The sequence below is a fragment of the Bacillus alkalisoli genome (genome assembly GCF_002797415.1).
Classification (GTDB): domain Bacteria; phylum Bacillota; class Bacilli; order Bacillales; family Bacillaceae_I; genus Bacillus_CD; species Bacillus_CD alkalisoli.
In genome coordinates this window covers 959,443-984,370 of the sequence record NZ_KZ454944.1, presented here as the reverse complement: position 1 = coordinate 984,370, position 24,928 = coordinate 959,443, and the positions used below count along the sequence as shown (strand labels likewise).

Sequence of the window (24,928 nt, the reverse complement as noted above, 5' to 3'; positions counted from 1 at the left end):
CCCTTATATTATTTCCACTCAGGACGTTCTACATAACTTGATTGACATTGTTCTAGTAAAGTAGCTGCTGCTTTTAATTGACTATGTTTAATTGGCAATGAAAATCCCCTCATCTGTTGAAACCAGGAATCGTAATTTCTTTTATCGTAAATTTCGATATCAGATTGTTTATCTGGAAAATCAATGTACGAATTTTCACTTAAAATTAATTTATGAATAGGAAAGGTAACATCACTTGCTATAAGAATGTTCTTAACAATATTCCCCATTCTATTCAAGCTGATAGCTGGATTGACGATTTTCTTTTCTGATTCTCCATCTCGCAATTGCCAAAATCGATCATTCTTCCCAATTAACACACTTTCGTCTTTTACATCCGTCATATTAATACATTTGATTTCACCTGGAGTGACCAAAATGATTTCTAACTGAACAGGAGCTTGTTTTACTAAAAAAATAGGATTATACATAACTAAAAATGTATCAGGAAATCGTTGTAGCAAGTATTTTAACCTTTTATCTTTTTTATATCTTACATCTAAGAAAGACTTATCTCTTATAGTGGAGCTTGCCCATTTTAATTGATACGGGTATAGCCCATCAAGGAAGTATTGTTTTTCGCCCTCTTTTGATAAGTTCAATGAATTTGCCTTCTTAAAATATTCATGCAAATCATCCTCTTCACCATTTCTCTCGTAGGTTTTTACATTAAACTCTTCCTCTTCATTTTGTTTCTTTCTTTTAAAACCATTCTTCAAGAAATCTAGGAGTTTATTATTACTATCTTCTTCTTCCATCAGAGAAAAGGGGAGTTCATCTTCTTCTATTACATTTTTTCGGTCTTGGAAATTTTCCCACTGTTGCTTTTTAAAACGTATATATTGATTGGAATATCGATAAATATCTTGTTCATATCTTGAAATATAATCTTGTAACTTAATTAATTGAGCCACACCGCCAACTCCATCTATAAGAAATATAATATTGCAAATGGTAAGATAATAGAATATATGATTGCTGAGATTGTCATACTTATAGAACTCACCGCTGCTTCTTTTTTGCCAAATTCCAAAGCACGAGCGGTCCCAATTCCATGCGAGGCAGCCCCAAGACCTACTCCAATCCCAATATAATGATAGATTTTTAACGTCTTAAATAAAAATGGCCCTAACATCGCTCCTCCTACACCAGCTATCATAACAAAAGCAGCAGCTAAACTTGGGCTTCCACCAATAATATGAGCTATGTCCATGGCTACAGGTGTAGTAACTGATTTCGGAATGGATGAGATGGCTATTTTCGTATCTACAGGTATTATTTTTGCAAAAAGAAACGCAGATACAATACCAGTAACTATTCCAGAAGTGATTGAAAATGTTAATGGCCCTTTATACTCCATAATCATCTTCCGCTGATGATAAAGGGGAAAGGCTAACGCTACAACAGCTGGTCCTAACAGTTCATGCAACCACTTCGTTCCTTCTCTATACTCAGAATAAGATATATTCCATAAAAGTAAAAACAAAATGATTATCACACTACTTGTTAAAACAGGGACAAAAAAGGCATACTTAAACCTTTCATAAAAGAAACGCATAGAAATAAAGATAATTACAGTTAATAAGATAAAACTAACACTAACTAACATTGTCATACGCGTTCCTCTCTAAAGCTTGTTGCTTTCGTTCCATTCTAACAGCTGCTTTTTGTCCGACAGTTCCTGACACAGCCATAATTAGTAATGTGCTTACCAATACAGCAAGAGGCATTAACATACTTTTACCACCAAATAGAGAAAAGTACTCCATGATTCCTACAGTTGCTGGAATAAATAATAAGGGCATGTAGAGTAATAAAAAAGATGCACCTTCTTGAAGGAAAAAATCCTTTATAATACCAAAGGATAGTAATAAAAATAGCAAAAGCATGCCAATGATACTCCCAGGTATTGGGAGGTTGAATAAACTTTTAATAATTGTACCTAATTGATATAAACCGTATAAAAGAATTACTTGTAATGATATTATTATTATTTTCAATGATCTTAGACTCCTACTCAAGTTGTAGATGATATGTTTCAACCACTTCATACTTTGGCAACGAATGTAGATTCGTTTTATATAAAACGAACTTATCGCAAATAAATGTATCTTTTCTTTGATTATAAACATTCAATCTTTCTTCTTCGAATGATTTGCTTTTCCATTTTCTTGCTAGTGTAACATGTGGGTGAAACGGTCTTGTTTCTAACTCATAGCCAACTCGCCCGCAGCTAGTGAATACTTGATCTCTTAAATCGCTTAACTTTTCGTTTTTTTCTACTCCACACCAAAATATTCTCGGGCTTTGTTTATTTCCGAAAGTTCCTAAAGATTGTAATGTTATGGTAAATGGTTCTTTCTGTCTTTTCTTGTTGTTTAGTTCTTCATGTAGCTTTTTTAGCATTTCTTCATTCGTTTTGCCTAAAAAAGCTAACGTAATATGCAAATCTTGAGGATGCACCCAACGTTCAAATGGAATTTCTTTTTTTAGCTCGTTCATATATATAGATAATGACTTTTTAAGTTCGTCTGGTAATGCTACAGCTACAAAATAATGAAGTGATAAGCTCATTCCTATCATCCTTTTCCCTATGTTACTTTTAATTCAACTTGTTACGTCTTATTTTACTATTTATTGAACTCTTTATGAATGTTTGAGCTAGAAATATTTGCTTATTCTCCTACTTTCCCTATTTCTTTTCTTACAAATAAAGATACATTTTATGATAAAATACGTTTAAACTATAGTAAGTGGTTAAGAACGAAAGGTCGTGAGCGAATGAAAGTATATAACAATATGGCAGAATTAATCGGCAATACTCCACTGGTTAAATTACAGCGCATTGTTCCTAAAGGAGCTGCTTCTGTTTATTTAAAATTAGAATTCCAAAATCCTAGTGGTAGCGTTAAAGATAGAGCAGCCTATAATATGATAATCGAAGCTGAAAAAGCGGGATTAATTAAGCCTGGTGCAACAATCATTGAACCAACAAGTGGTAACACTGGAATAGGCATAGCTATGAATGCAGCTGCAAGAGGATATAAAGCTATTTTAATTATGCCTGATACGATGAGCCAAGAGCGTATCAATTTACTAAAAGCATATGGAGCTGAAGTTGTTTTAACTCCTGGTGACGAAAAGATGCCAGGTGCGATCAATAAAGCACATGAACTTGTTAAAAAAATCCCAAATAGCTTTATGCCGATGCAATTTGAAAATGAAGCTAATTCGGATGCTCACAGAAAGTCTACCGCTCTAGAAATTATCGAATCGATGTTGCAAATTGGTAAGCCGTTATCTGCATTTGTTGCTACTGCTGGTACTGGTGGAACAATAACTGGAACTGGTGAAGTGTTAAAAGAGCATTACGAAGGTTTGACTGTACATGTTGTTGAGCCAGCTGGATCCCCAGTTTTATCTGGTGGTAAACCTGGTAAGCATAAGCTTGTTGGAACTAGCCCTGGGTTTGTGCCCGATATTTTAAATACTGATGTATATGATGAAATTTTTAAAATTGAAGATGAAGATGCGTATGAAATTACAAGAAAATTAGCTTCTCAAGAAGGAATCTTAGTTGGTCCATCGAGTGGTGCAGCATGTTATTCTGCAATCGAAGTAGCAAAACGCTTAACAGAAGATGATGTAGTCGTTTGTATCGCTTGCGACACTGGAGAACGATATTTGTCTACAGATTTGTTTCAGTTTGAAAAATAAAAATAAGGAAGGTACCAGCAGAGGTGTTAATGATGCTGGTACTTTTTGTTTGTTTAATGGCTCTTTTTAGTTTAGTTTGTTATTTTACCTTTTTATGGGTACATTTGAGATGCTCTAACTATACTTTTTAAGGTATTATCGTTGCTTTTTCCTTTTCTATCTATACGTTCCTATTCTATGGATACTTTTTGCAAGTCTATGGGTACTTTTGTAATGCTCTATCTATACTTTTTACGGTACTATCGGTACTTTTTGCTTTCCTATCTACACTTTCCTATTCTATGGGTACTTTTTGCAAGTCTATGGGTACTTTTGTAATGCTCTATCTATACTTTTTAAGTTTCTATCGGTACTTTTTGCTTTCCTATCTATATTTCTATTTTATTGGTGCTTATAAGAGTGAGTCTTTATAATTTACCGTTGTCTACTCGATAAATGATGAACAAAATAACAATCCCAAAAGCTGTTAGCACACTAAAACATAAATACAGCATACTTACAGAATAATATTCCACTACAAATCCACCAAAAAATGTACAAAACCAACTACCAAGACCGTTCCCAATAGCTGTATACATTGACACAGCTGTTGCCCTTACATTCGCAGGAGCAATTTCACGCACAAATTGCATCGCGGCTGGAATAAACAGCCCAACGGAAAAGCCTTGGGCAATTGTACTTACAAAAACAACTGCTAAAGGCGGTTCAAAAAAGTACAACAACCAACGTACAGAAGAAACGAATGCTGCAGCAATCATTATTCGAGTCAAGCCAATACGCTGAATCCACCCTCCCGCCACTTTCATAAATGGAGCTTCACTACCTGCTGCGAGTAAAAAGGCAATCCCTATGCCTGTAACCGTTCCACCTATGTCAGTAATAAATAAACCAAAGTAAAAATTGTTTGCAAATACTGGGCCAAAAATTAAAAAGGTTGTCACTAAAAACAATAAGTACTTAGGCATCTTTAATAATGTGGAAAGTCCATCTCTTACGTTTACTCTGATCGGTTGACTTTCACTCGGTAAGTAAAGTGTCACTACAGCACTTAAAAGAAGCGCAACAGAAAAAGTATAAAAGATTACTTTTAATGTAAAGAAGTCAGAAAGCCACCCTGCCACGAGTACAGCAATTGCAAAACCTATCGCTCCCCACAAACGAATCGCACCGTAATTCTCTTTTTCTTTTTGAACATAATTAAGCGCAATACTATCCGATATTGGTACTAGCGCACTTTGTGTGACCGCTAAGAAAAAGGCAATGATGATAATTCCAACATAGTTATCTATAAAAGAAAAAACAATACTAGATACACTAGTAGCAATCAACGTATAAATTAAAATTTGCTTTGGTTTTTGCGTATAATCACTTAAAATTCCCCATAATGGTTGAATCAAAATCATCACAACAGGACTGATGGACATAACCATTCCAATTTGTGATCCTGATAAACCAACAGTATCTTTTAAGTACACGGTTAATAACGGAAATAGCGCTCCAAAACTAAAGAACACTAGTAAATAAAATAATTGAAAGTTTGATTTCGTCGAATATTTTGCTTTTACTGCCACTTGCACAAAAAAGCCCTTCTTTCTTAATGAAGTTCTTTTCATAGAAAAGGTTGCTTTGTCAGCAACCTTCTCATTTTACCACACTATTTTTTTCCGAATATTTTTATTTTGCTAACTCATAAATAGCTTGTGCATAAATAGCTGTTGCTTTTAGTAAGTCTTCTACATAAATATGTTCGTCTTTTTGGTGAGCAACGTCGGCACGACCTGGAAAAAGTGGCCCAAAGGCAACACCTGCTTCTAATGACCTTGCGTACGTTCCTCCACCTATAGATAAAAGCTCAGCTTTCTCACCAGTTTGTTCTTCATACACTTTTTGTAATGTTTGAATTAACGGATGGTCTTGTGGTACATGATGTGCTTTTGAAACGGCATACTTCGTAACTTCCATTCCATAATTTGCAGTTGCTTCCACTAATTTTTGTTTCACCTCATCTGTATCACATGTAACAGGGAAACGAATGTTCACTCCAAGCTTTCCACCGTTGTCGGCTGTATAAGAAAAGATTCCCGTATTTACTGTTAAATCGCCAGTAATATCATCTTGGAAATCAATGCTTAATTTTTCCCCACGAGAATCAAATGCTAATTTATCAGCAACAAATTGAACATAGTTCTTCCCATTGCAGTCAAGCTCTTGTTCCGATAAAAACGTAGCTAAATGGTACCCAGCATTTACACCGTTGTTCGGCTCCATTGCATGTGCAGAAACACCTTTTAAGTTGAACGTAATGGCATTCCCTTCTTTTGTATATTCGCCATCTAGCTCATTCTTTTCTAAATATGAATTAAAAGCAGCTGAGAAGTCTGATAAGTCTCCACTTACTTGCACTGTTGCTGTTGCCAAATCTGGTACCATATTTAATCTTCTACCAGAAGAAAAACTTAAAAGAATAGTTTCTTCACTACTTTCCATTTTTTCTGGATGAAAGGATAATTGAATATCTCCAATCCCTTTTTCCGCGTAGATAATTGGAAAGTCAGCATCCGGAGCAAAGCCAAGAGTTGGCATCGCTTCATGTTTGAAATAGTGATCCACACATTTCCAACTACTTTCTTCATCTGTCCCAATAATAACTCGAACTCTTTTAGAGAGTGGAAGGCCTAACTCCTTCACTATTTTCATTGCATAATAAGCTGCCATTGTTGGACCTTTATCATCCATCGCACCGCGCGCGAATATCTTGCCTTCGCGTATTTCAGCACTATACGGAGCGCTTGTCCAACCATCTCCCTCTGGTACTACGTCCACATGACAAAGCACCCCAACAATATCTTCACCTTGTCCATGTTCAATGTGTCCTGCATAATGGTCTACATTTTTGACAATAAAGCCATCTTGCTCGCCTTTTTTTAATAAAAACTGAAGCGCATCATCTATTCCTTGTCCAAAAGGAGCTGTTGCACTTGCCGATTCTTCATCTAACACACTTTTTATTTGTAAAAAACGTTGCGTTTCTTTCAGTAATTCCTCTTTACGTTTTAATGTTTCTTCCATCCAATTAATAGTTGTCATCTTGTCACCTCTAAGAAAAATGAATAATTGTAGATATGGCTAATATAAAGCCGACCAATCCACATGCCCCATAATAAAAGCTTTGTGTTGCTTTCTCTCGGGATGTTTCGTCTAGTAATCTTTTTCTAAAAACACTTAAGAAAGGATGTGTAACAAATTCCTCATATACTGTATTTAACCATTCTTTTATGAAAAAGAAAAACCCGAAGAACAACCCATACTTAAACCATAGTGGCAAGAAAGCCATAGCAAACACGGTTAGACTAATAAGTTGTAAAAATGTAAAGACATAACGATAATTTCGTATAAAGTATTTCAAGAACATCTCATTAATAATGTTTTGTTCTGTTCTTTCATGAAAAATCCCCTTAGATTTATAAAAAATGATTTTTTTATTCCCTTGTTGTGGTTTTGAATAAGGTACATACTCAGACATTTGAAACATCATCCGAACATACTTCATTCGTTCTTCCTCATTTTCTGTTACGTCCACCGCAAAACTATTTGATTTATAGTAGTAGTAAACTAAATAAAGGAATATCCCTAAAAGTATTATAGAAAAATATACTTCTTTGTAGAAAAGGATAAATAATAAATATAAAAGAATGTAAATAGCCACTATAGCGATTTTATAATTCCAGCCAGTAAACATTCTTTTCCATAATTTCTTCATTAACAATGCACTATAGCTTAATAATAGAATTACGAGGTAGAAAGAAAGATTTTGATAGGTAAAAGTTAACCCAGTCGTAAAAAAGAGATAGATGGTAACAACAAATATAGTTAATATTGTGTTAAAAGTGAACGAAACTATGATACTGTATTTTTTAATTATTTCTATAAACTGTTTATTATGTAGCAAAAAATATTCATCCGCTTCTTCCACATACACTCTTATTCGGCCAGACCAACATAAATGGTAGATAAATAATAAAGAAACAGCTAGAGGAATTTGTTCAATAAATATTGTTGCTTCACTTCTTAATCCGTCTAAAAGTGCAAACATTAGCAAAATAAACAAAAATCCGTATATGACGGTCGTCCAATCTAGTATTGTATTGATGTTATTCCTTTGGTACTCCACGTTTTTATAAAATCTTTTATAAAATAATTGTTTTGCTATCAACTTCTCTCCACCTCTTTACTCGACAGTTTATAAAAACAGTCTAATAAAGATGCACCTTCAAGATTGCACTGAGTTTGAATATCCAATAATGCTCCTTTAGCTTTTATTCTACCGTCTGATAATAGAACGAAAGAGTCGCATATTCTTTCAGCAGTATCTAAAACATGCGTGGATAATAAAATTCCTGCTCCCCTTCTTTTCTCATATTCTAAGAGATTTAATAGCTTTTTTGTTGCATTCGGATCTAAACCGATAAACGGCTCATCGATTACATATAAATCTACTTCTTTCATGAAAGCTAACGAAATCATTGCCTTTTGCTGCATTCCTTTTGAAAAAGTGGATGGAGAGTCATGTAAAACATGATCTATTTCGAATAACTGTAGTAGACTTTCCGTACGTTTTCTCCAGTAGCTTTCTTCTAGATTGAGTAATGTAGCCATCAATTCGATATGCTCATATAATGTCATTTCAAAATAGAATACTGGCTTTTCAGGTAAGTAGGCAAAACTTTGACCATTAGGTAAAGAAACATTTCCTTTATAAAATGGATTCATACCTAATAATGTTTTTATCGTTGTACTTTTTCCTGAGCCATTTGGACCTAATAAACCAATCATTTCCCCTTTTTTCACTTCTAAATTTATGTCATGAATGACCAGTAAGTCATCACTATACCCTGCACATTCAATATGTAAGTCTAGTACTTTTTCCATAGAAAAGACCTCCTTCAGCCAATATTTAATACGATCACAAAGGCTAAAAGTTTCGAATCTTCACACAAAATAGTAGTCATAAAGGAAGAAATAGTATAAAATAATGAATAAACATTCATATTTCTATGCACTATTTGTTAATTTTCTGTAAATTATCTTATATTCCTAGCATTTTTTCACAAATTTCGTATAGAATAATAATAACTTAATAATTTTTTCACCCTAACAGCACGAACAAACTCAGTAGTTCCAGAAAAACGGATAAGGAGTGGTTTTTTGAAGCCTTCAACAAACCGTATGCTAACCCGTATTAAAGCTATCTACATGTTTATTCAGGAGAAGGGGACAGTGTCCACACAGCAACTCGTTGATGAATTCGGTATAACACCGAGGACTATTCAGCGCGATTTAAATGTGTTAGCATATAACGACTTAGTTCGCAGCCCTGCTAAAGGGAGATGGACAACTACACAGAAAAAAGTTAGGTTAAGTTCCTAAATTACATAATTCAAATACACTTATAAATAATGAATTTTATGACAATCCTTGTTACATTTAAATATGTAACATAGGGTTGTCTTTTTTTGTAATATTTTTAGTAAAGATTAGTACCACTTGCTTAATCTTTAATATCACATAAGTTGATGATAGCACGAGGCGCGAGACTCCTCGAAAATGCATCCGCATTTTCTTAGTGCGATGTATCGCTGTCGTAGCCTTCCTTGTCCTACGGGAGAAGTGCGTCAAGGGAGACCCCACAGGCGCTTGCGCCGAGGAGTAGTTTTTTTCACGGTAGTGAAAATAACCTTCCTTTTTACCAACTGCGGAAAGCGAGTGCCTCGTGCTATCATCAACGGTAGTATATTAATATATGTTGATTTTCAATAAAAAATTGTTTGACATAAAATTCAGTAAATATTATATTATTTATGTTAACTAAATTACACAACAAGTTTACAAAGGGTTGAAGGGAGAAACAATCATGAGTAAAGAACAACTAAAATTAAGAACAATGATTATCGTTGCATTGTTCGCAGCAATCACTGGGGTATTAGCACAATTATCAATTCCATTGCCATTCTCACCTGTACCAATTACAGGCCAAACGCTAGCAATCGGATTAGCAGCAACTATTCTCGGGGCACGTTATGGCACTTATGCTATTATTTTATATTTATTAATCGGTGCCGCAGGAGTACCTGTTTTTGCACAAATGAAAGCAGGACTTTCTATCATTGTTGGACCAACTGGAGGATATTTAGTTGCATTTATTCCAACAGCATTGTTTATTGGATGGTACTTACAAAAAACATCTTTTACATTTATTCAAGCTTTAATTGCAAATACGATCGCTATATTTATTCCATTAACAATTGGAACAGCTTGGTTAGCTTATTCTTACCAATTAAGCCTAGGTGCTGCGATGACAGCTGGTTTTACTCCGTTTTTAATCGGTGGTGTCATTAAAGCTGTGTTAGCAGCATGGATCGGAATTTTAGTACGTGAAAGATTAATATCTGCTAATCTTTTATTTACAAATAAAAACGCAGAGCAACCAGTAAAAAAAGTTGCCTAAATATAAAAACAGGAGCCAGCATGTTAAAATGCTAGCTCCTTTCTATTATAAATTGCTATTTCTTAATACTTCTACTTCCTCGTCTGTTAGCTCTCTATATTCGCCTAACTCTAACGTTTCATCTAACGGTAAATCTCCCATTTGTATACGTTTTAAGTAAGTAACCTTTTTCCCAACTGATTCAAACATTCTTTTTACTTGATGGAACTTACCTTCTTTTATTACTAATTCTATTTCCGATTGATTCCCTGAAGATAAAATAGTTAAGTCTGCAGGCATTGTTAGGTATCCGTCATCTAACGTAACACCATTTTTAAAAGCTATAATATCTTCATTCGTTACTTCGCCTAGTATAACTGCATAATAAGTTTTAGGAACATGCTTTTTAGGTGACAATAACGAGTGAGAAAGTTGACCATCATTTGTTAATAGTAAAAGTCCTTCTGTATCTTTATCAAGTCTACCTACTGGAAAAGGCGAAAATAATTGATCTTTCTCTTCTAAAATATCGACAACCGTTTGTTGCGATCGGTCCTCTGTTGCAGATAATATTCCTGGAGGTTTGTTCATCATTAGATAGATAAATTCTTTATACTCAACAATCTCACCATGAACCTCTACATTTTGTGTGTCCGGTTCAACGTGTTTTTTCGCATCTTTTTCTACTTTTCCGTCAACCTTAACGACGCCACTTTTTAATAATTTCTTCACTTCTTTTCGCGTTCCATAACCACTATTGGCTAATAATTTGTCCATTCTCACTTACTTATCTCTCCTTTAATGTCCTAGTTTTTTAAAATAGGCATGTGCGGATTCCGCTCTTATCCTTATTTCATACACTATATAGAAATGTTTCATGCAAAACAAAGGAGGAATGTATGTCATGCATTATCGTCAACAAGTTGGAACTTCATTTATTCCTATCCCAGGTGCTGGTGGCATCGGAATAGGATTTTCAGGTGGACCTGGAGGAGGACCTGGTTTTCCTGGACCTGGTGGTGGCTTAGCTGACATAAACCGTCGTTTAAACAGATTAGAACGTCAGAACCAACAGTTAGAGCGCCAAGTTAATAACTTAACACGTAGAGTAACTCGTTTAGAAAGACAATTAGGTTTTGGTTCATCACCTTATTAACCTTTAATATGTAGGGAAAAAGAGGCCTCGTTTACGAGACCTCTTTTTGCTTTCTTAAAAAGCGAATTCGATCACCAAGTAAATAGTAAAGTAGTGTTGATTTGTAACTCAAATACAAGTAAACTCCTGCGCCAACTGTCGCACAAATTAGTAAGAACAAAATGGCGTACATTCTTCCTTCACTATAAGGGATAACTCCCTGAATTAGTGAACTAGTTAGTAACACTGTTAATAGCATTGCCATATTAAAGATTGCCATCAATAAAAATCTTCTTGCTACAAATGAGTAATCAAAATTAGCGTATTTTTTAATGACCCATAAATTATAAGCACAACTTGCTGAATAACCGATCCCTGTTGCTATAATTGAACCTTCTGCATTAAACCAAAGAATGAATACATAATTCAAACTAAGCTTTAATGATAACCCAATAATTAAGCTGTAAACAGTATGTTTCTGCTTGTTAATGCCTTGTAAAATAGAAGCTGTAACTGTAAAGACAGCCAAGGGAATAGCCACTGGCGCAAACCATGAAAGTAAATAGCCACCAAGCTCTCTATAATCAAAAAATGCTGCATATGCAGGGCCACCTAAAACAGATAAGCCAACACATGCTGGTACTGTTAAGAATAAAAGAATCTGCAACGTTTTACTTATTTGCTTTTGTAATACTTGTTGGTCATCAAGTTGATATGACTTCGTTATCGCCGGTATTAAAGTTAATGCGAACGATGTTGCTAACGTTACCGGGATAATGACTAATTTTTGCCCATACGTATTTATCATGCCAAAAGCTTCTTCTGAAACTTTTGTTAAACCTATTTGAGCCATTGCATGGTTAAAAGTAAACATATCTACCAATTGATATAGTGGTAGCGCTAGTCCAACAAACACAAATGGCCCAGCGTACAATAGAAGCTCTTTATACATCGATTTAATCGATAAATTAACGGTACCTTTATCCTTTTCTAATAATGCATCCAAATACGCCCTTCTTTTTATCCAATACCACACGAGAATAGCTAAACCTGCTAAAGCTCCTACGAAGGCAGCAAATGTAGCCATTCCTACTGCCGTTTGTATATCTCCATCAAGTAAATGAAGAACAACATACGCTCCACCTAATAGAAACGCAATACGGACAATTTGTTCCACAACTTGAGATAATGCAGTTGGTCCCATCGACTCATGTCCTTGGAAAAATCCTCGTATCATACTCATAATCGGAACGAGTAATAAAGCAAAACTGACCATTCGTATGACATAAACTACATCTTCAATGGAATTAGCGGAATCTTCAACGTCTTTAATAATTAACGGTGCTAGCTGTGGCGCTAATAAGAATAACCCTAAAAAGGATATTACACCCATAGCTCCCATTATAATTAAACCAGATGAAAATAGTTTTCTACCAACCTTATACTCCTCTAAAGCATTATATTTCGCAACAAATTTAGAAACCGCTAAAGGAAGACCAAGAGTTGATATACTTAATGCTACGGAATAAAGAATATACGCGTATGTATATAATGCTCCTCCATCCTCTTTTACTAAATTGTAAAATGGAATAATGTATAATAATCCTAACGCACGAGAAAGCATTGTTCCCATCGTTAGGATAAACGTACCTCTTAAAATTTTCGATGTTGACATGTAATCCCTACTTACTCTAATAAACTTATGAACTCAACTTTTGTATTTTAACATAAAATATACTAGTTAGGATTTATTTTTCACCAGCCAGCTAGCACATTTCTCGTTAATTTTATTTTAGGTAAAATTAGGTATGAAGTGTTTTCATCTATCTCTTCTATTAATTCACTAGTTACATAAAGAATAAACTCCCCATAAGCATCTGCATCTAGTAAAAGTTGGCCAGCATGCTTTTCATGGAAAATGATAGCGAAAGGATTCGTATTATTTGCTTCTATTATTAGTACGTATGCCTTTTCTTCCCGGTCATACACCCATTTATAAGAAAACTTATGAACTGTTTTGTTTATATAGCTTTTGGATGATGGAATAGAAAGAAGTAAAATAGATTTACCATTTTCCTCTGTCCATCCTCCATCCTCTGGAATGTGTGCATCAATACTTGTATTTTCATTCATTTTTCACACCACTTTTTTTCTTTATTTCCTACAGACTAACGAAAAAAGAATGGAATGTCTAGAAATGTAGACAAGACAGTTTTGCCTATTTTGCAAGAAAGGATATAATACGAATAGAAAAGAAAATGGTTGGTGAAAAAATGAAATATGATGTAGTAATAATTGGTGGAGGTCCATCCGGCTTAATGGCTGCTATTGCAGCTGCAGAGCAAAAAGTAAAAGTGTTATTAATTGATAAAGGAAATAAACTCGGAAGAAAGCTTGCGATTTCTGGTGGAGGTAGATGCAATGTAACAAATAGACTTCCAGTAGAAGAGATTATAAAGCACATTCCAGGTAACGGCAGATTTTTATATAGTGCTTTTTCTGAATTTAGTAACGAAGATATAATTCGATTCTTTGAAGGGCTTGGAATTGAGTTAAAAGAAGAAGACCATGGTAGAATGTTTCCCGTTACAGACAAGGCTCAAAGTGTAGTCGATGCGTTAATTTCTTTATTAAAAAAATTAAAAGTAGACATTCGTACTAATACTCCAGTAAAAACGGTAGATTACAAAGACGGTATGGTGGACAGTGTTTTATTAAAAGATGGTGAACGGATTTTAACATCAGCTGTCGTTATTGCAGTTGGAGGTGCTTCTGTTCCACACACTGGTTCAACCGGGGACGGTTATGCTTGGGCTGAAAAAGCTGGTCATACAATAACAGAACTATTTCCTACCGAAGTCCCTCTAACTTCAAGTGAGCCGTTTATTAAAGCAAAAGAGCTACAAGGGCTTTCTTTGCGAGACGTGGCCTTAAGCGTTTTAAACCCTAAAGGAAAAATAGTCAAAACACATCAAATGGATATGATATTCACACATTTTGGGATATCAGGTCCCGCTGTTTTAAGGTGTAGTCAATATGTAGTGAAAACGATGAAAAAATTCAATGTTAATAAAGTCACAGTAAGTTTAGATGTATTACCATACCAAAATGAAGAAAACGTTTTTCAAGAAGTGAACAAACGTTTAAAAGAAGATGCTAAAAAAGCCGTGAAAAATAGTTTAAAAGGGCTTGTGCCAGAAAGATATTTACTGTTTTTATTAGAACAAAGCGAGATTGATGCCCAGGCTCTTGGTTCAACTGTTTCTCAAGAAAAAATGAGAGAGTTCTCTAAGGCATGTAAACAGTTTCAATTCTTTGTAAATGGAACTCTTCCATTAGAAAAAGCGTTCGTTACAGGTGGTGGTGTTTCTGTCAAAGAAATTCATCCTAAAGAAATGTCTTCTAAATTAACCGAAGGGCTATATTTCTGTGGTGAGATATTGGATATCCACGGTTATACAGGTGGATACAATATAACGTCTGCATTAGTTACAGGTAGACTTGCAGGCTTGAACGCCGGTAAAAAGGCGGCCAGCCTACGAAGTTACTACTGATACAAATAGTAAAACCATACCTAGGCCAACACCGTAGTAGCTCATTTCAACAAAAAAGTGATTGTCTTGAATATTTTCTATTTTTTTCATAGTAATAGTCTCCTTTATTTTTTATTTATATGTTAGACGAGTTTACCTATTGAATGTTACAAGCTTATATATGTTAAATAACCAAAATAAGAGCGTGATAAACATTTAATTTTCTAAATGTTATCACGCTCTATATATGACCATTGCGGAAAAGCAATATATTTGATCGTTTTCTTCCCCTATACAACTAATTTGATATTTTATGTCTACTAGATCTCTATCTGCAATGCCACGTAAAAAATAATTCACTTTCTCTTCTAAGTCTTTTTCATGTTCTTCATCAAATACTTTTATTTGAATCATTACTTACGCACCTCGCTTTACTACTATATATAACGAATTTTTTTCATTTTATACATGCATTTGGACGAATAGATGCGCTTGTCGAAAGATTTTTCAAATAAATTCCTTTAATCACCGCTGTTGATTTCCGTGCAAGACTACGCTTTCCGCGGGCGGTAAAAAGGTAGGTTATTTTCACTGTCGTGAAAAAACCTACTCCTCGGCTTCGCCTGTGGGGTCTCCCGCTCTCCGCTTCTCCCGCAGGAGTCTCCGCCTTGCCCGGAAATCAACAGCTAAATAGTAAATCAAAAAATATTGCGTTAACATAAAATATCTATTAGGTGATTTTCATTCGAATACTTTACTTTTTATTTGATTGATTCATAATAACTATAGATAGTTTAATCAATTTCATAATTACGGTTCGTTTAGTGAGGAACGATTGTTATACTATTATACGGAGTTATTTATTCGTTTTTAAAGTTGTTTTCAATAAAAATTTGCTGTGATTATTCGTTTTTCGTATAGTAGTAATACATTATGAAACGGACTAGGTAAGTTGAGGTGATGTATGGTGAGCTTAAAAGAAGTAAAGAAAAGTAGAGCTTCGGTTTTACTTCCGAATATTTTTATGCATGTTGTTTGGATTGGGATAGTTATTTATATTATCGTGAATTTACAAAGTTTGAGGGATTCGGGACAGATTAGTTTGTATGTCACGTTTGCAGGAGCAATTTTTGCTGTTGCTACATTCGGCAGTTTTCGTTTGCGTGAGTGGATGAAAAATGGAGTTATATAATGGTTAGTGGTTAGCTTGGAGGCAAAATGTCTCCTGAGCAAACCTAAATTCAGCTACCCTAATTGGCTAATGCATAATTAAAAGGGGGCAGTTTTTTGACCTGCCCCCTTATCAGTTGGTTTTCCTAATCACTAGTAACTAACCACTAATAACTTACTTGACTTCGCCTTCCCACTCTAGCATACCGCCGACCATGTTACGTACTTTATAACCTTGATCTTGTAAGTATGCACAAACATTTTCACTTCGTCTTCCAGAACGACAGATGAAAACATATTCTTTTTCTTTGTCTAACTTATCAAGGTTTGCTGGAATATCTCCCATTTTAATGTGCTTTGCGTTTGGAATCATTCCCATTTCTACTTCTTCATCTTCACGAACGTCTACAAGAAGAACATCTTCTCCCGTTTCTAACTTCTTTTTTAAATCTTCTGTTGTAATTTCAGGAATATTTGACATCACTTTTTCCTCACTTTTGCTTTAAATTTAATAATATATATTATAACTAAACTCATCTTAACATCCTAATTTCACGGTGATTTTCATCTAAAAAACCGTCTATCCCCTATAAAGGACAGACGGTTTACCCATTAATTAGCTACAATATTTACAAGCTTGCCAGGAACAGCAATTATTTTCCTTACTGTTTTCCCTTCGATTTGCTCACGAATTGTATCATCGTTTAGTGCAATTTCTTCCATCTTTTCACGAGTCGCGTCTGCTGGAACGTGAAGTTTAGCTTTTAGTTTTCCGTTAACCTGTACAACAATTTCTACTTCGTCTTCAACAAGTTTGGATTCGTCATAAGCTGGCCACTCTTCATAAGTAACTGTTCCTTCATTCCCAAGCTTCTCCCAAAGTTCTTCCGTAACGTGTGGACAAATTGGGGATAGAAGTTTAACAAATCCTTCTACATACTCTTTAGGTATAACATCTACCTTATATGCTTCATTGATAAACACCATCATTTGCGAGATAGCTGTATTGAAACGAAGACCTTCGTAATCTTCCGTTACTTTCTTCACTGTCGCATGGTATGTTTTCTCTAACGCATCTTCTTCTGTATGCTCTACTACTTTACTACTTAATTTACCGTTTTCATCTACGAATAGGCGCCATACTCTATCTAAGAAACGACGAGAACCATCTAGTCCGTTAGTGGACCATGCGATCGATGCTTCAAGCGGCCCCATGAACATTTCATAAAGACGAAGTGTGTCTGCACCGTGACTTTCAACGATATCGTCAGGATTTACAACATTTCCTTTTGACTTACTCATTTTCTCGTTGTTTTCTCCAAGAATCATCCCTTGGTTGAAAAGCTTTTGGAATGGCTCTTTTGTTGGTACAACACCGATATCGTATAAAAATTTATGCCAGAAACGAGCGTATAGTAAGTGAAGTACTGCATGTTCGGCTCCACCGATATATATATCAACAGGTAGCCATTTTTTCAGTTTTTCTGGATCTGCTAACATTTCACTGTTGTTTGGATCAATGTAACGTAAATAGTACCAACAGCTACCTGCCCAGTTAGGCATCGTATTCGTTTCACGGCGCCCTTTTTTACCTGTAACTGGATCTACAACATTTACCCACTCTTCCATTGCAGCTAATGGAGATTCACCAGTCCCAGATGGGCGGATGTTTTTTGTCTTAGGTAAAAGAAGTGGTAACTCATCTTCCGGTATAGCAGTCACAGTGCCATCTTCCCAATGGATAACTGGGATTGGTTCACCCCAATAACGTTGACGGCTAAATAACCAGTCGCGTAAGCGGAAAGAGATTTTCTTTTCACCTTTGCCGTTTGCTTCTAACCATTGAATCATGTTAGTAATTGCTTCTTCTTTACCAACGCCATTTAAGAAGTCTGAATTTACGTGCTCTCCATCACCAGTGTATGCTTCCTTTGTTACATCGCCGCCTGCAACAACTTCGATAATCGGCAGTTCAAATTTTGTTGCAAATTCATAATCTCTTTCATCGTGTGCAGGGACTGCCATAATAGCACCTGTTCCGTAAGAAATAAGAACATAATCAGCAATCCAAATCGGAAGCTTTTCGCCATTTGCAGGGTTAACAGCGTATGCACCAGTGAATACTCCCGTTTTTTCTTTTGAAAGTTCTGTACGCTCTAAGTCACTCTTACTCTGAACACTCGCAATATATGCATCCACCGCCTCTTTTTGGTCAGCAGTAGTAATGTTAGCAACTAGTGGATGTTCTGGAGCTAATACAGCATAGGTTGCACCAAATAGTGTATCTGGGCGCGTTGTAAACACTGTAAACGTTTCTTCTTTGCCGTCAATATGGAAGTGAACGTTCGCACCTTCTGATCGACCAATCCAGTTACGTTGCATTTCTTTTAAGCTATCTGGCCAATCAAGGTCATCTAAATCATCAATTAGACGATCTGCGTAGGCAGTTATTTTTAACATCCATTGTTTCATTGGTCTACGTTCAACAGGATGGCCACCGCGTTCACTTTTTCCATCAATAACTTCTTCATTTGATAATACGGTTCCTAGTGCAGGACACCAGTTAACTGGTACTTCATCTACATAAGCTAATCCTTTTTCAAAAAGCTTTAAGAAAATCCATTGAGTCCATTTATAATAATCAGGATCTGTTGTTGCTACTTCTTTATCCCAGTCATAAGAAAAGCCTAATTCTTTAATCTGTCTTCTAAATGTATTGATGTTTTTTGTCGTAAATTCAGCTGGATCGTTCCCTGTATCTAGCGCATATTGTTCTGCAGGTAAACCGAAGGCATCCCAGCCCATTGGGTGAAGCACATCAAAACCTTGCATACGCTTCATACGTGATAAAATATCTGTCGCTGTATAACCTTCAGGGTGTCCTACGTGTAAACCTGCTCCTGAAGGGAACGGGAACATGTCTAACGCGTAGAACTTTTCTTTTCCTGCTTCTTCTGTTGTTTTAAATGTTTTGTTTTCTTCCCAATAATGTTGCCACTTTTTCTCTATTTCCTGATGTGGAAATGACATAGTAAATTCCTCCTTAAAAAATGGCTGTGTTAAAGATTGCTGTTGATTTCCGTGCAAGGGCTTCGCTTTCCGCGGGCGGTAAAAAGGAAGGTTATTTTCACCGTCGTGAAAAAACCTACTCCTCGGCGCAAGCGCCTGTGGAGTCTCCCGCTACCCGCTTCTCCCGCAGGAGTCTCAGCCTTGCACGGAAATCAACAGGTGTTTATATTAAAATACCAACACTAAGCTTTAACACAGCTGAAAAAATAAAAAACCCCCCATCCCAAAAAGGGACGAGAGGTTGTGTTTAATAGTTAACTTCCCGCGGTACCACCCACATTAACACTATATAAAAAAGTGTTCGCTCAAATCCTTAACGCGGACGACACGGCGAGTATTACAACCTTTCTAATTAGAAAGGGTTCACACTTGCTACTCCAAGGCGAGTTCATAAACGCTCGTTTGTTGACTTCCACCAACCGTCAACTCTCTCTGCTCGATTCGTTCACTACTAATCCTTATCACTGTAGTCAATATATATTTGAGTTATTTCATAAATACGTTTCGTTTAATGAAAAACGAAAATCAGTTTAGTTTCATCAAAACCTATTTGCAGTTTATAATAGTTATTACTTATTAATATTAACTATTTATTCGTTTTTCATTAGTAGTAATAAATTATAAACGGACTTGATTAATTTGTATTTTAATCTTTTTACTTCAAAGATGCAAGGGACAGATGGAAATTTATATTTTTTTCGCTGTTTTGCATAGATTGTTGTTTTTCACATTATTTAAAACCTAAAGTGCAGCGGAAAGAAATGGCGTAGGTTTTATTCCAAAATCAATTAAGAACAACAAAGATGCAAAAGAAGAATTTTTAAATAAGGTAAAACAGAAACCCAGACATACTTGCCATGGTGATGACGGATCCGATGAAGATGAATACTAATTTTTTCTTAAAAATGGAGTGTAGCATGACTACTTCAGGTAAGCTTGCTCCTGCTGAGCTTATTAACATGGCCATTATTGGTCCTAGAGCCATTCCTTTTAGGAGTAAGATGTTGGCAATTGGTATCATGCTAGCTAAACGAATATATAATGGTACACCTATAATGGCTGCGATAGGGACTAACCACCAACTATCTTGCCCAAAAGTACTTGCAATAAACTCTGTAGGAACAACACCTTTTATTAATGCTCCTACGAATGCACCAATTACTAAATATGGAACTACTTTTTTCATTAATTGCAATGTTTCTTGTAGTGCAATCTTCCAACTGAATTTTTGATTAGAAGTCTCGTAGCCAGACATTACTACTTTTTTCACTTCTTTTTCTAAACCTAGTGCGTGAATCGTGAATCCAATTATATAGGAAAAGATCATCGTTACTAACGTGTAGATGAGAGCCACTTTCCAACCTAATACAACTGACATTACGGTTATTATTGTTGGGTCTAATATTGGAGAAGCAAAAAGGAAAACCATCACAACACCGAAATGAAATTTCTTCTTCAACATGTTTACGATTATTGGAATGGTTGAGCAAGAACAAAATGGCGTAACGAATGCAAATAATAATGCAAATAGTCCACCTACATATTGATTTTTGCCAGCCAAACGTTTTTCTAACTTTTCAAAAGGTACAAAACCTTGTAGTGCATTTACTAAAAATGAAACAACCAAAAATAAAACCGTTAATTCAACAGCTAAAAATATAAATGATTTAAAAAATTCCATCTCTCTGTCCCTCGCTTTTGTTAAATCAATTTTCCTTGATTAATAAAACATAAAATTAGTTAGAACAACACTTTTCATCCTGCTCATTTTCACAACAATCACTTTCTTCTACTTCGATAATTTGAATATCACAGCAATCCTTTTTGTTGGTTTCGAATAATTTAACTAAATTAATTTTAAACATTTCTTACCACTCCTTTTAACATCAAATTTTATTGATTAATTAAAGTATATTTCAATTAGTAATATTTAGCAACCGAAAAATCAAATATTTTTGATTAATATTTTCGACAAAAACCGCTCCTTTATAGAGCGGTTCTGTTATCTTATTGAACTGTATACCCACCATCAATTACTGCTGCTTGACCTGTAATCCCTTTTGCAATGTCACTTGCTAAAAACATAGCGTAATCAGCTATTTCTAATACTTCTAGTAAGCGTTTTTGTGGAACAAGTGGATAGATTACTTCTTCTAACACTTTTTCTAATGGCACATTTCTTGTTTCTGCAAGATCTTTTAATTGATTTCGAACTAGTGGTGTATCTACATAACCAGGGCAAATAGCATTAACTGTTATTCCGTGTGCTGCACCTTCTAAAGCAGCTACTTTTGTAAGACCAATTACACCGTGTTTGGCACTATTGTATGCTGCTTTACCCGCAAAACCAACTAACCCGTTTATAGAAGCCATGTTTAATACCCTACCGAATTTTTGCTTCTTCATAATCGGAAAGGCATGTTTTATGGCTACAAAAGGAGCAACTAACATCACTTTTGTTAAAAATTCGAATTTTTCCGTTGGGAAATCTTCAATCATTGACACATGCTGTAATCCAGCATTATTTATTAATACATCCAATCGTCCATAGGTTGCTACAGCTGTTTCAATAACATTTTTTATGTTTTCTTCATCTGTAACATCGCATTTTAATCCTAACGTTTCGAATCCACCGTCATTTAAAGATTTAGAGACTTCCATCACTAATGATTCATTAATATCTGTTAAAATTACTTTTGCACCGTTTTTAGCAAAAATCTTTCCCATCTCATACCCTATCCCTTGTGCTGCACCAGTAATTAAGACTACCTTATTTTCAACCACTTAACATCGCTCCTTTTATATCCCAAGACCTAAAGAGAATAGCGCGATTGCAATTGCTAATCCAATTAATGGAACAACTACTGTTAACGCCGCAACCGGCCCATATGCTGCTTGATGTGTTTCTCCACAAATCGCACGAACTGTAGTTACCACATACCCGTTATGTGGCAGTGAATCTAACGCTCCTGATGATATGGCTACTGTACGATGCAATGCCTCAGCATTTACGCCCATATCTAAATAATGTGGAGCAAGGATCGGTAACGCTATTGCTTGACCTCCTGATGCAGAACCTGTCATACCAGCAATTACACTTACAGCGATAGCTCCTCCAATAAGTGGACTACCTGGAATACTAGTCATTGCGTTAACGGCTACGTCAAATGCAGGAACAGCTTTTGCAACTCCACCGAACCCTACAACAGCTGCAGTGTTACCGATTGCAATTAATGCTCCCATTGTTCCAGCAGACACTGCTTCCCAGAAGTTACGGAAAAACTTTCTTGCAAGTAAGTACGTTGTGATTACTCCACCTAAAAGAGCAATAATTAAAGCAGATTGTTTTAAGGAATCATGGAAAATATAAGAGATTACTAATACAACAGCTAAAGGTATCATACTTAACAACGGATTTGGTAATGCTCTATTTTCATCAATAGTCGGATCACTGTCACGAGCTTCAAACTTTTCTCCTCTTGCAACAGCCTTTGTCAGCATTCGCTTTAACCACCAATAACCAAATACCATCATAAATACTGCAACAATAATACTTACTTCCAATCCAGCATAAGGAGTCGTTCCTAAATATGGAATCGGAATCCAGTTTTGAATTTCTGGAGAACCAGCAGAAGTCATTGTAAATGTAACGGATCCGAATGCAAGGGCAGCAGGTATAAACCTTCTCGGTAAATTTGCTTGTTTAAACAAACTAATTGCCATTGGATACACAGAGAATGCTACAACGAATAAACTAACTCCACCGTAAGTTAAAATGGCACATGCGGCCACGATAGCTACCACCGCATATTTCATCCCAAGCTTATCTACTACTAACCTTGACACACTATCAGCCGCACCGCTATCCTCCATTACTTTTCCAAAGATAGCACCAAGTAAGAACATTAAGTACCAGGATGTAATAAACCCAGAAAAGCCAGTCATATAGTTACCAACTAAATTTGCCTGCCCTTCTGCTGCTAATTGTGGAAAAAGAGGCATTCCACTAAATAATGCAACGACTAATGCGGAAAGTGGTCCGACTACTAATAAGTTCATTCCCCTCATCGTTAAAAAAATTAAAAGTCCTAAACCTCCAATTAAACCAATCATACTCAACATTTACTTCATCCTCCTTCAATGTCGTAACTGCTTTCATTTACTTTGATAATTCCTCCTTCTGTCCTTTTACTTTGCAAAAACCATGCCAACTATAAAAGATACTTATTCCAATATTTCGAACTTTTGTTTTTCCGAAAATTTGGACGGTTTTATCTTTTTTCCAATAATGACAAGGAAAAAGATAGTCCAGAAAAATGGACTGATTTCCGAGATTCTGGACTATCTAACTACTTCATATTTTTTTAGTTTTTCGTACAAGCTTGATTTACTAATACCTAATTGTTTTGCCACTTCCATTTTATCACCATTACATATCTGAATAGATTGTAATATCGCTAATCTCTCTGCTTCTTCTAATGTATCCTTTAATTTCTTTCTTCCAATAGGCAAGGAATAGCTTTCTTTTAAATAGTCTGGAAGTGAGTCTGGAGTGAACGAATCACCTGAAGAAAGGTGTACCGCCGCTTGAATAACGTTTTCAAGTTCTCGTATATTACCTGGCCAATGATAGTTAGATAGAATGTGATAAACACTTTCTTCAATATGGTTAATTCTTCGCCCGGTCCTTTTACATATTTTAAAGATGAAATGTCTTACTAAAGTAGGAATATCTTCTACTCTTTCTCTAAGTGAAGGTATGGTAAAAGGAATAACATGTATTCGATAATATAAATCTTCCCTAAACCTTTTTTCTTCCATCATTTTTTCTAGTGGCCTGTTTGTCGCCGCAATAATTCTAACGTTAATTTGTAGAGGCTGATTTGATCCTATTGGTTCCAATTCCCCTTCTTGTAATACACGTAGTAATTTAATTTGCATCGGCAATGACATATCGCCAATCTCATCTAAAAAAAGTGTTCCACTATCGGCTAGTAAAAACTTCCCCTTTTTTCCACCTTTTTTCGCTCCAGTAAACGCACCTTCTTCATATCCGAAAAGCTCTGATTCTAGTAAATGTTCTGGTATTGCGGCACAGTTTACCTTAATAAAAGGTTTTTGGCTTCGTTCGCTTAATTGGTGGATACTATGAGCAAACAGTTCTTTACCTGTTCCACTTTCACCTCGAATAAGGATGGAAACATCACTAGCCGCTACTTGTTTTACCTTTTCTTTTAATTCATGAATAACATTGGACTGACCGGTTACATCATCTAACGAATATTTAACTCCTGTATGAAGTTCGTACTCTTGTAAATAGGATTGGATTCTTGTAAGCATACTTTTAACATGAGTATTCATTTTGTCCCATTCACTCGTATCACGAAAAATAACGGTGCCAAATGCTCCAATTATCTCATTATTCTTATTGAATAATGGTACTCTATTTGCAATCATGTAATTTCCTTTTATGTATTGTAAGTCTGCAATTTCAGCCTTACCTGATGAAGCAACGATGTGCATTCTCGTATTTTCAATTACATCTTTCACATGCATTCCAATAACTTTTTCTTTATCTATTTCAATAAAATCACAATAATTATCATTGATATATATTATCTTACCTTCACAATCAACTACTACTATCCACTCAAAAGCATTTGCTACAATCGCTTCCATCATTTCTTTTGTTAACAAACTACCTTTTAGCGCCAACTTATATCCCTCCCGATTTCCCTTTAAACATATTATCACAATTTTCAATTAATAATTAGTAGATGT

At 35.4% G+C, this 24,928-nt stretch carries 25 protein-coding genes and 1 other annotated feature; of the genes, 6 read left to right on the top strand and 19 right to left on the bottom strand.

The genetic code is table 11. The annotated features are described in order from the left end of the window. Positions 1-8: 8 nt before the first annotated feature. The 4 genes from CDZ89_RS04720 to thpR are packed head-to-tail and all read right to left on the bottom strand — an operon-like array spanning position 9 to position 2,613. Positions 9-953, bottom strand: coding sequence for an NERD domain-containing protein (locus CDZ89_RS04720; protein ID WP_096152902.1), 945 nt, complete (start codon positions 951-953; stop codon positions 9-11). Between the two features lie 14 nt (positions 954-967). Further along, positions 968-1,654: an LrgB family protein gene (locus CDZ89_RS04715; protein WP_227521437.1), complete on the bottom strand. Its 687-nt coding sequence runs from the start codon at positions 1,652-1,654 to the stop codon at positions 968-970. Beyond that, on the bottom strand, positions 1,638-2,039 hold the full coding sequence (locus CDZ89_RS04710; RefSeq protein WP_096152901.1) for a CidA/LrgA family protein: 402 nt from the start codon (positions 2,037-2,039) through the stop codon (positions 1,638-1,640). The genes CDZ89_RS04715 and CDZ89_RS04710 overlap by 17 nt, the downstream gene beginning before the upstream one ends. A 13-nt stretch (positions 2,040-2,052) precedes the next feature. Continuing rightward, complete coding sequence (gene thpR, locus CDZ89_RS04705; protein ID WP_157842676.1) at positions 2,053-2,613, bottom strand: RNA 2',3'-cyclic phosphodiesterase; 561 nt, start codon at positions 2,611-2,613, stop codon at positions 2,053-2,055. A gap of 207 nt (positions 2,614-2,820) precedes the next feature. Here thpR and cysK point away from each other — a divergent pair, with 207 nt between their 5' ends. Beyond that, positions 2,821-3,756, top strand: a complete 936-nt coding sequence (cysK, locus tag CDZ89_RS04700; RefSeq protein WP_096156861.1) for a cysteine synthase A — start codon at positions 2,821-2,823, stop codon at positions 3,754-3,756. A 407-nt stretch (positions 3,757-4,163) separates the two neighbouring features. Here cysK and CDZ89_RS04695 read toward each other — a convergent pair whose 3' ends face one another. From CDZ89_RS04695 to CDZ89_RS04680, 4 genes are all read right to left on the bottom strand, one after another. Then, positions 4,164-5,333 carry an MFS transporter gene (locus tag CDZ89_RS04695; RefSeq protein WP_227521436.1) on the bottom strand — a complete coding sequence of 390 codons (1,170 nt, stop codon included), beginning with the start codon at positions 5,331-5,333 and terminating at the stop codon, positions 4,164-4,166. Between the two features lie 97 nt (positions 5,334-5,430). Then, positions 5,431-6,843 carry a dipeptidase PepV gene (gene pepV, locus CDZ89_RS04690; protein ID WP_096152898.1) on the bottom strand — a complete coding sequence of 471 codons (1,413 nt, stop codon included), beginning with the start codon at positions 6,841-6,843 and terminating at the stop codon, positions 5,431-5,433. A 10-nt stretch (positions 6,844-6,853) separates the two neighbouring features. Beyond that, positions 6,854-7,969, bottom strand: a complete 1,116-nt coding sequence (locus CDZ89_RS04685) for an ABC transporter permease (protein WP_096152897.1) — start codon at positions 7,967-7,969, stop codon at positions 6,854-6,856. Beyond that, positions 7,966-8,685 carry an ABC transporter ATP-binding protein gene (locus tag CDZ89_RS04680; RefSeq protein ID WP_096152896.1) on the bottom strand — a complete coding sequence of 240 codons (720 nt, stop codon included), beginning with the start codon at positions 8,683-8,685 and terminating at the stop codon, positions 7,966-7,968. Before CDZ89_RS04680 ends, CDZ89_RS04685 begins: the two co-directional genes overlap by 4 nt. Before the next feature lie 276 nt (positions 8,686-8,961). Here CDZ89_RS04680 and CDZ89_RS04675 point away from each other — a divergent pair, with 276 nt between their 5' ends. Together CDZ89_RS04675 and CDZ89_RS04670 are read left to right on the top strand one after the other, a co-directional pair. After that, positions 8,962-9,183: a DeoR family transcriptional regulator gene (locus CDZ89_RS04675; RefSeq protein WP_096152895.1), complete on the top strand. Its 222-nt coding sequence runs from the start codon at positions 8,962-8,964 to the stop codon at positions 9,181-9,183. A gap of 484 nt (positions 9,184-9,667) precedes the next feature. Next, positions 9,668-10,261, top strand: a complete 594-nt coding sequence (locus tag CDZ89_RS04670; RefSeq protein WP_100333327.1) for a biotin transporter BioY — start codon at positions 9,668-9,670, stop codon at positions 10,259-10,261. Between the two features lie 45 nt (positions 10,262-10,306). On the opposite strand, the gene CDZ89_RS04665 is transcribed toward CDZ89_RS04670, so the two are convergent. Continuing rightward, a complete protein-coding gene (locus CDZ89_RS04665; RefSeq protein ID WP_406564875.1) occupies positions 10,307-11,023 on the bottom strand; it encodes a pseudouridine synthase in 717 nt (238 codons plus the stop codon). A gap of 121 nt (positions 11,024-11,144) precedes the next feature. Here CDZ89_RS04665 and CDZ89_RS04660 point away from each other — a divergent pair, with 121 nt between their 5' ends. After that, entirely contained in the window at positions 11,145-11,396 is a 252-nt protein-coding gene (locus tag CDZ89_RS04660) for a DUF3450 domain-containing protein (protein ID WP_227521435.1), read from the top strand. A 31-nt stretch (positions 11,397-11,427) separates the two neighbouring features. On the opposite strand, the gene CDZ89_RS04655 is transcribed toward CDZ89_RS04660, so the two are convergent. Both CDZ89_RS04655 and CDZ89_RS04650 read right to left on the bottom strand, forming a co-directional pair. Beyond that, a complete protein-coding gene (locus tag CDZ89_RS04655) occupies positions 11,428-13,050 on the bottom strand; it encodes a putative polysaccharide biosynthesis protein (protein WP_100333326.1) in 1,623 nt (540 codons plus the stop codon). Positions 13,051-13,130: 80 nt separating this feature from the next. After that, positions 13,131-13,508: a hypothetical protein gene (locus CDZ89_RS04650; protein ID WP_100333325.1), complete on the bottom strand. Its 378-nt coding sequence runs from the start codon at positions 13,506-13,508 to the stop codon at positions 13,131-13,133. 140 nt (positions 13,509-13,648) lie between these two features. Here CDZ89_RS04650 and CDZ89_RS04645 point away from each other — a divergent pair, with 140 nt between their 5' ends. Continuing rightward, positions 13,649-14,929: a BaiN/RdsA family NAD(P)/FAD-dependent oxidoreductase gene (locus tag CDZ89_RS04645; RefSeq protein WP_096156858.1), complete on the top strand. Its 1,281-nt coding sequence runs from the start codon at positions 13,649-13,651 to the stop codon at positions 14,927-14,929. Positions 14,930-15,142: 213 nt separating this feature from the next. Here CDZ89_RS04645 and CDZ89_RS04640 read toward each other — a convergent pair whose 3' ends face one another. Continuing rightward, entirely contained in the window at positions 15,143-15,322 is a 180-nt protein-coding gene (locus CDZ89_RS04640; RefSeq protein WP_096152891.1) for a sporulation protein Cse60, read from the bottom strand. 550 nt (positions 15,323-15,872) lie between these two features. Between CDZ89_RS04640 and CDZ89_RS04630 the strand changes: the two genes are divergently transcribed. After that, entirely contained in the window at positions 15,873-16,100 is a 228-nt protein-coding gene (locus CDZ89_RS04630; protein WP_141395180.1) for a hypothetical protein, read from the top strand. A gap of 153 nt (positions 16,101-16,253) precedes the next feature. Here the strand turns inward: CDZ89_RS04630 and CDZ89_RS04625 are convergent, their stop codons facing one another. The 7 genes from CDZ89_RS04625 to CDZ89_RS04600 form a co-directional block, all read right to left on the bottom strand. After that, positions 16,254-16,559: a rhodanese-like domain-containing protein gene (locus tag CDZ89_RS04625; RefSeq protein ID WP_096152889.1), complete on the bottom strand. Its 306-nt coding sequence runs from the start codon at positions 16,557-16,559 to the stop codon at positions 16,254-16,256. A 131-nt stretch (positions 16,560-16,690) separates the two neighbouring features. Further along, a complete protein-coding gene (gene leuS / locus CDZ89_RS04620; RefSeq protein ID WP_100333324.1) occupies positions 16,691-19,108 on the bottom strand; it encodes a leucine--tRNA ligase in 2,418 nt (805 codons plus the stop codon). 265 nt (positions 19,109-19,373) lie between these two features. After that, positions 19,374-19,621: a binding site (T-box leader), on the bottom strand. A 346-nt stretch (positions 19,622-19,967) separates the two neighbouring features. Then, entirely contained in the window at positions 19,968-20,828 is an 861-nt protein-coding gene (locus tag CDZ89_RS04615) for a permease (protein ID WP_096152887.1), read from the bottom strand. A 55-nt stretch (positions 20,829-20,883) separates the two neighbouring features. Then, positions 20,884-21,012: a hypothetical protein gene (locus tag CDZ89_RS20270; protein ID WP_255249759.1), complete on the bottom strand. Its 129-nt coding sequence runs from the start codon at positions 21,010-21,012 to the stop codon at positions 20,884-20,886. Positions 21,013-21,154: 142 nt separating this feature from the next. Next, entirely contained in the window at positions 21,155-21,931 is a 777-nt protein-coding gene (locus tag CDZ89_RS04610) for a 3-hydroxybutyrate dehydrogenase (protein ID WP_100333323.1), read from the bottom strand. A 15-nt stretch (positions 21,932-21,946) separates the two neighbouring features. Continuing rightward, the gene (locus tag CDZ89_RS04605) at positions 21,947-23,269 is read right to left on the bottom strand and encodes a GntP family permease (RefSeq protein WP_096152885.1); all 1,323 of its coding nucleotides are present in this window, start codon (positions 23,267-23,269) and stop codon (positions 21,947-21,949) included. Between the two features lie 219 nt (positions 23,270-23,488). Continuing rightward, positions 23,489-24,829: a sigma-54 interaction domain-containing protein gene (locus CDZ89_RS04600; protein ID WP_100334263.1), complete on the bottom strand. Its 1,341-nt coding sequence runs from the start codon at positions 24,827-24,829 to the stop codon at positions 23,489-23,491. Between the last annotated feature and the right edge of the window lie 99 nt (positions 24,830-24,928).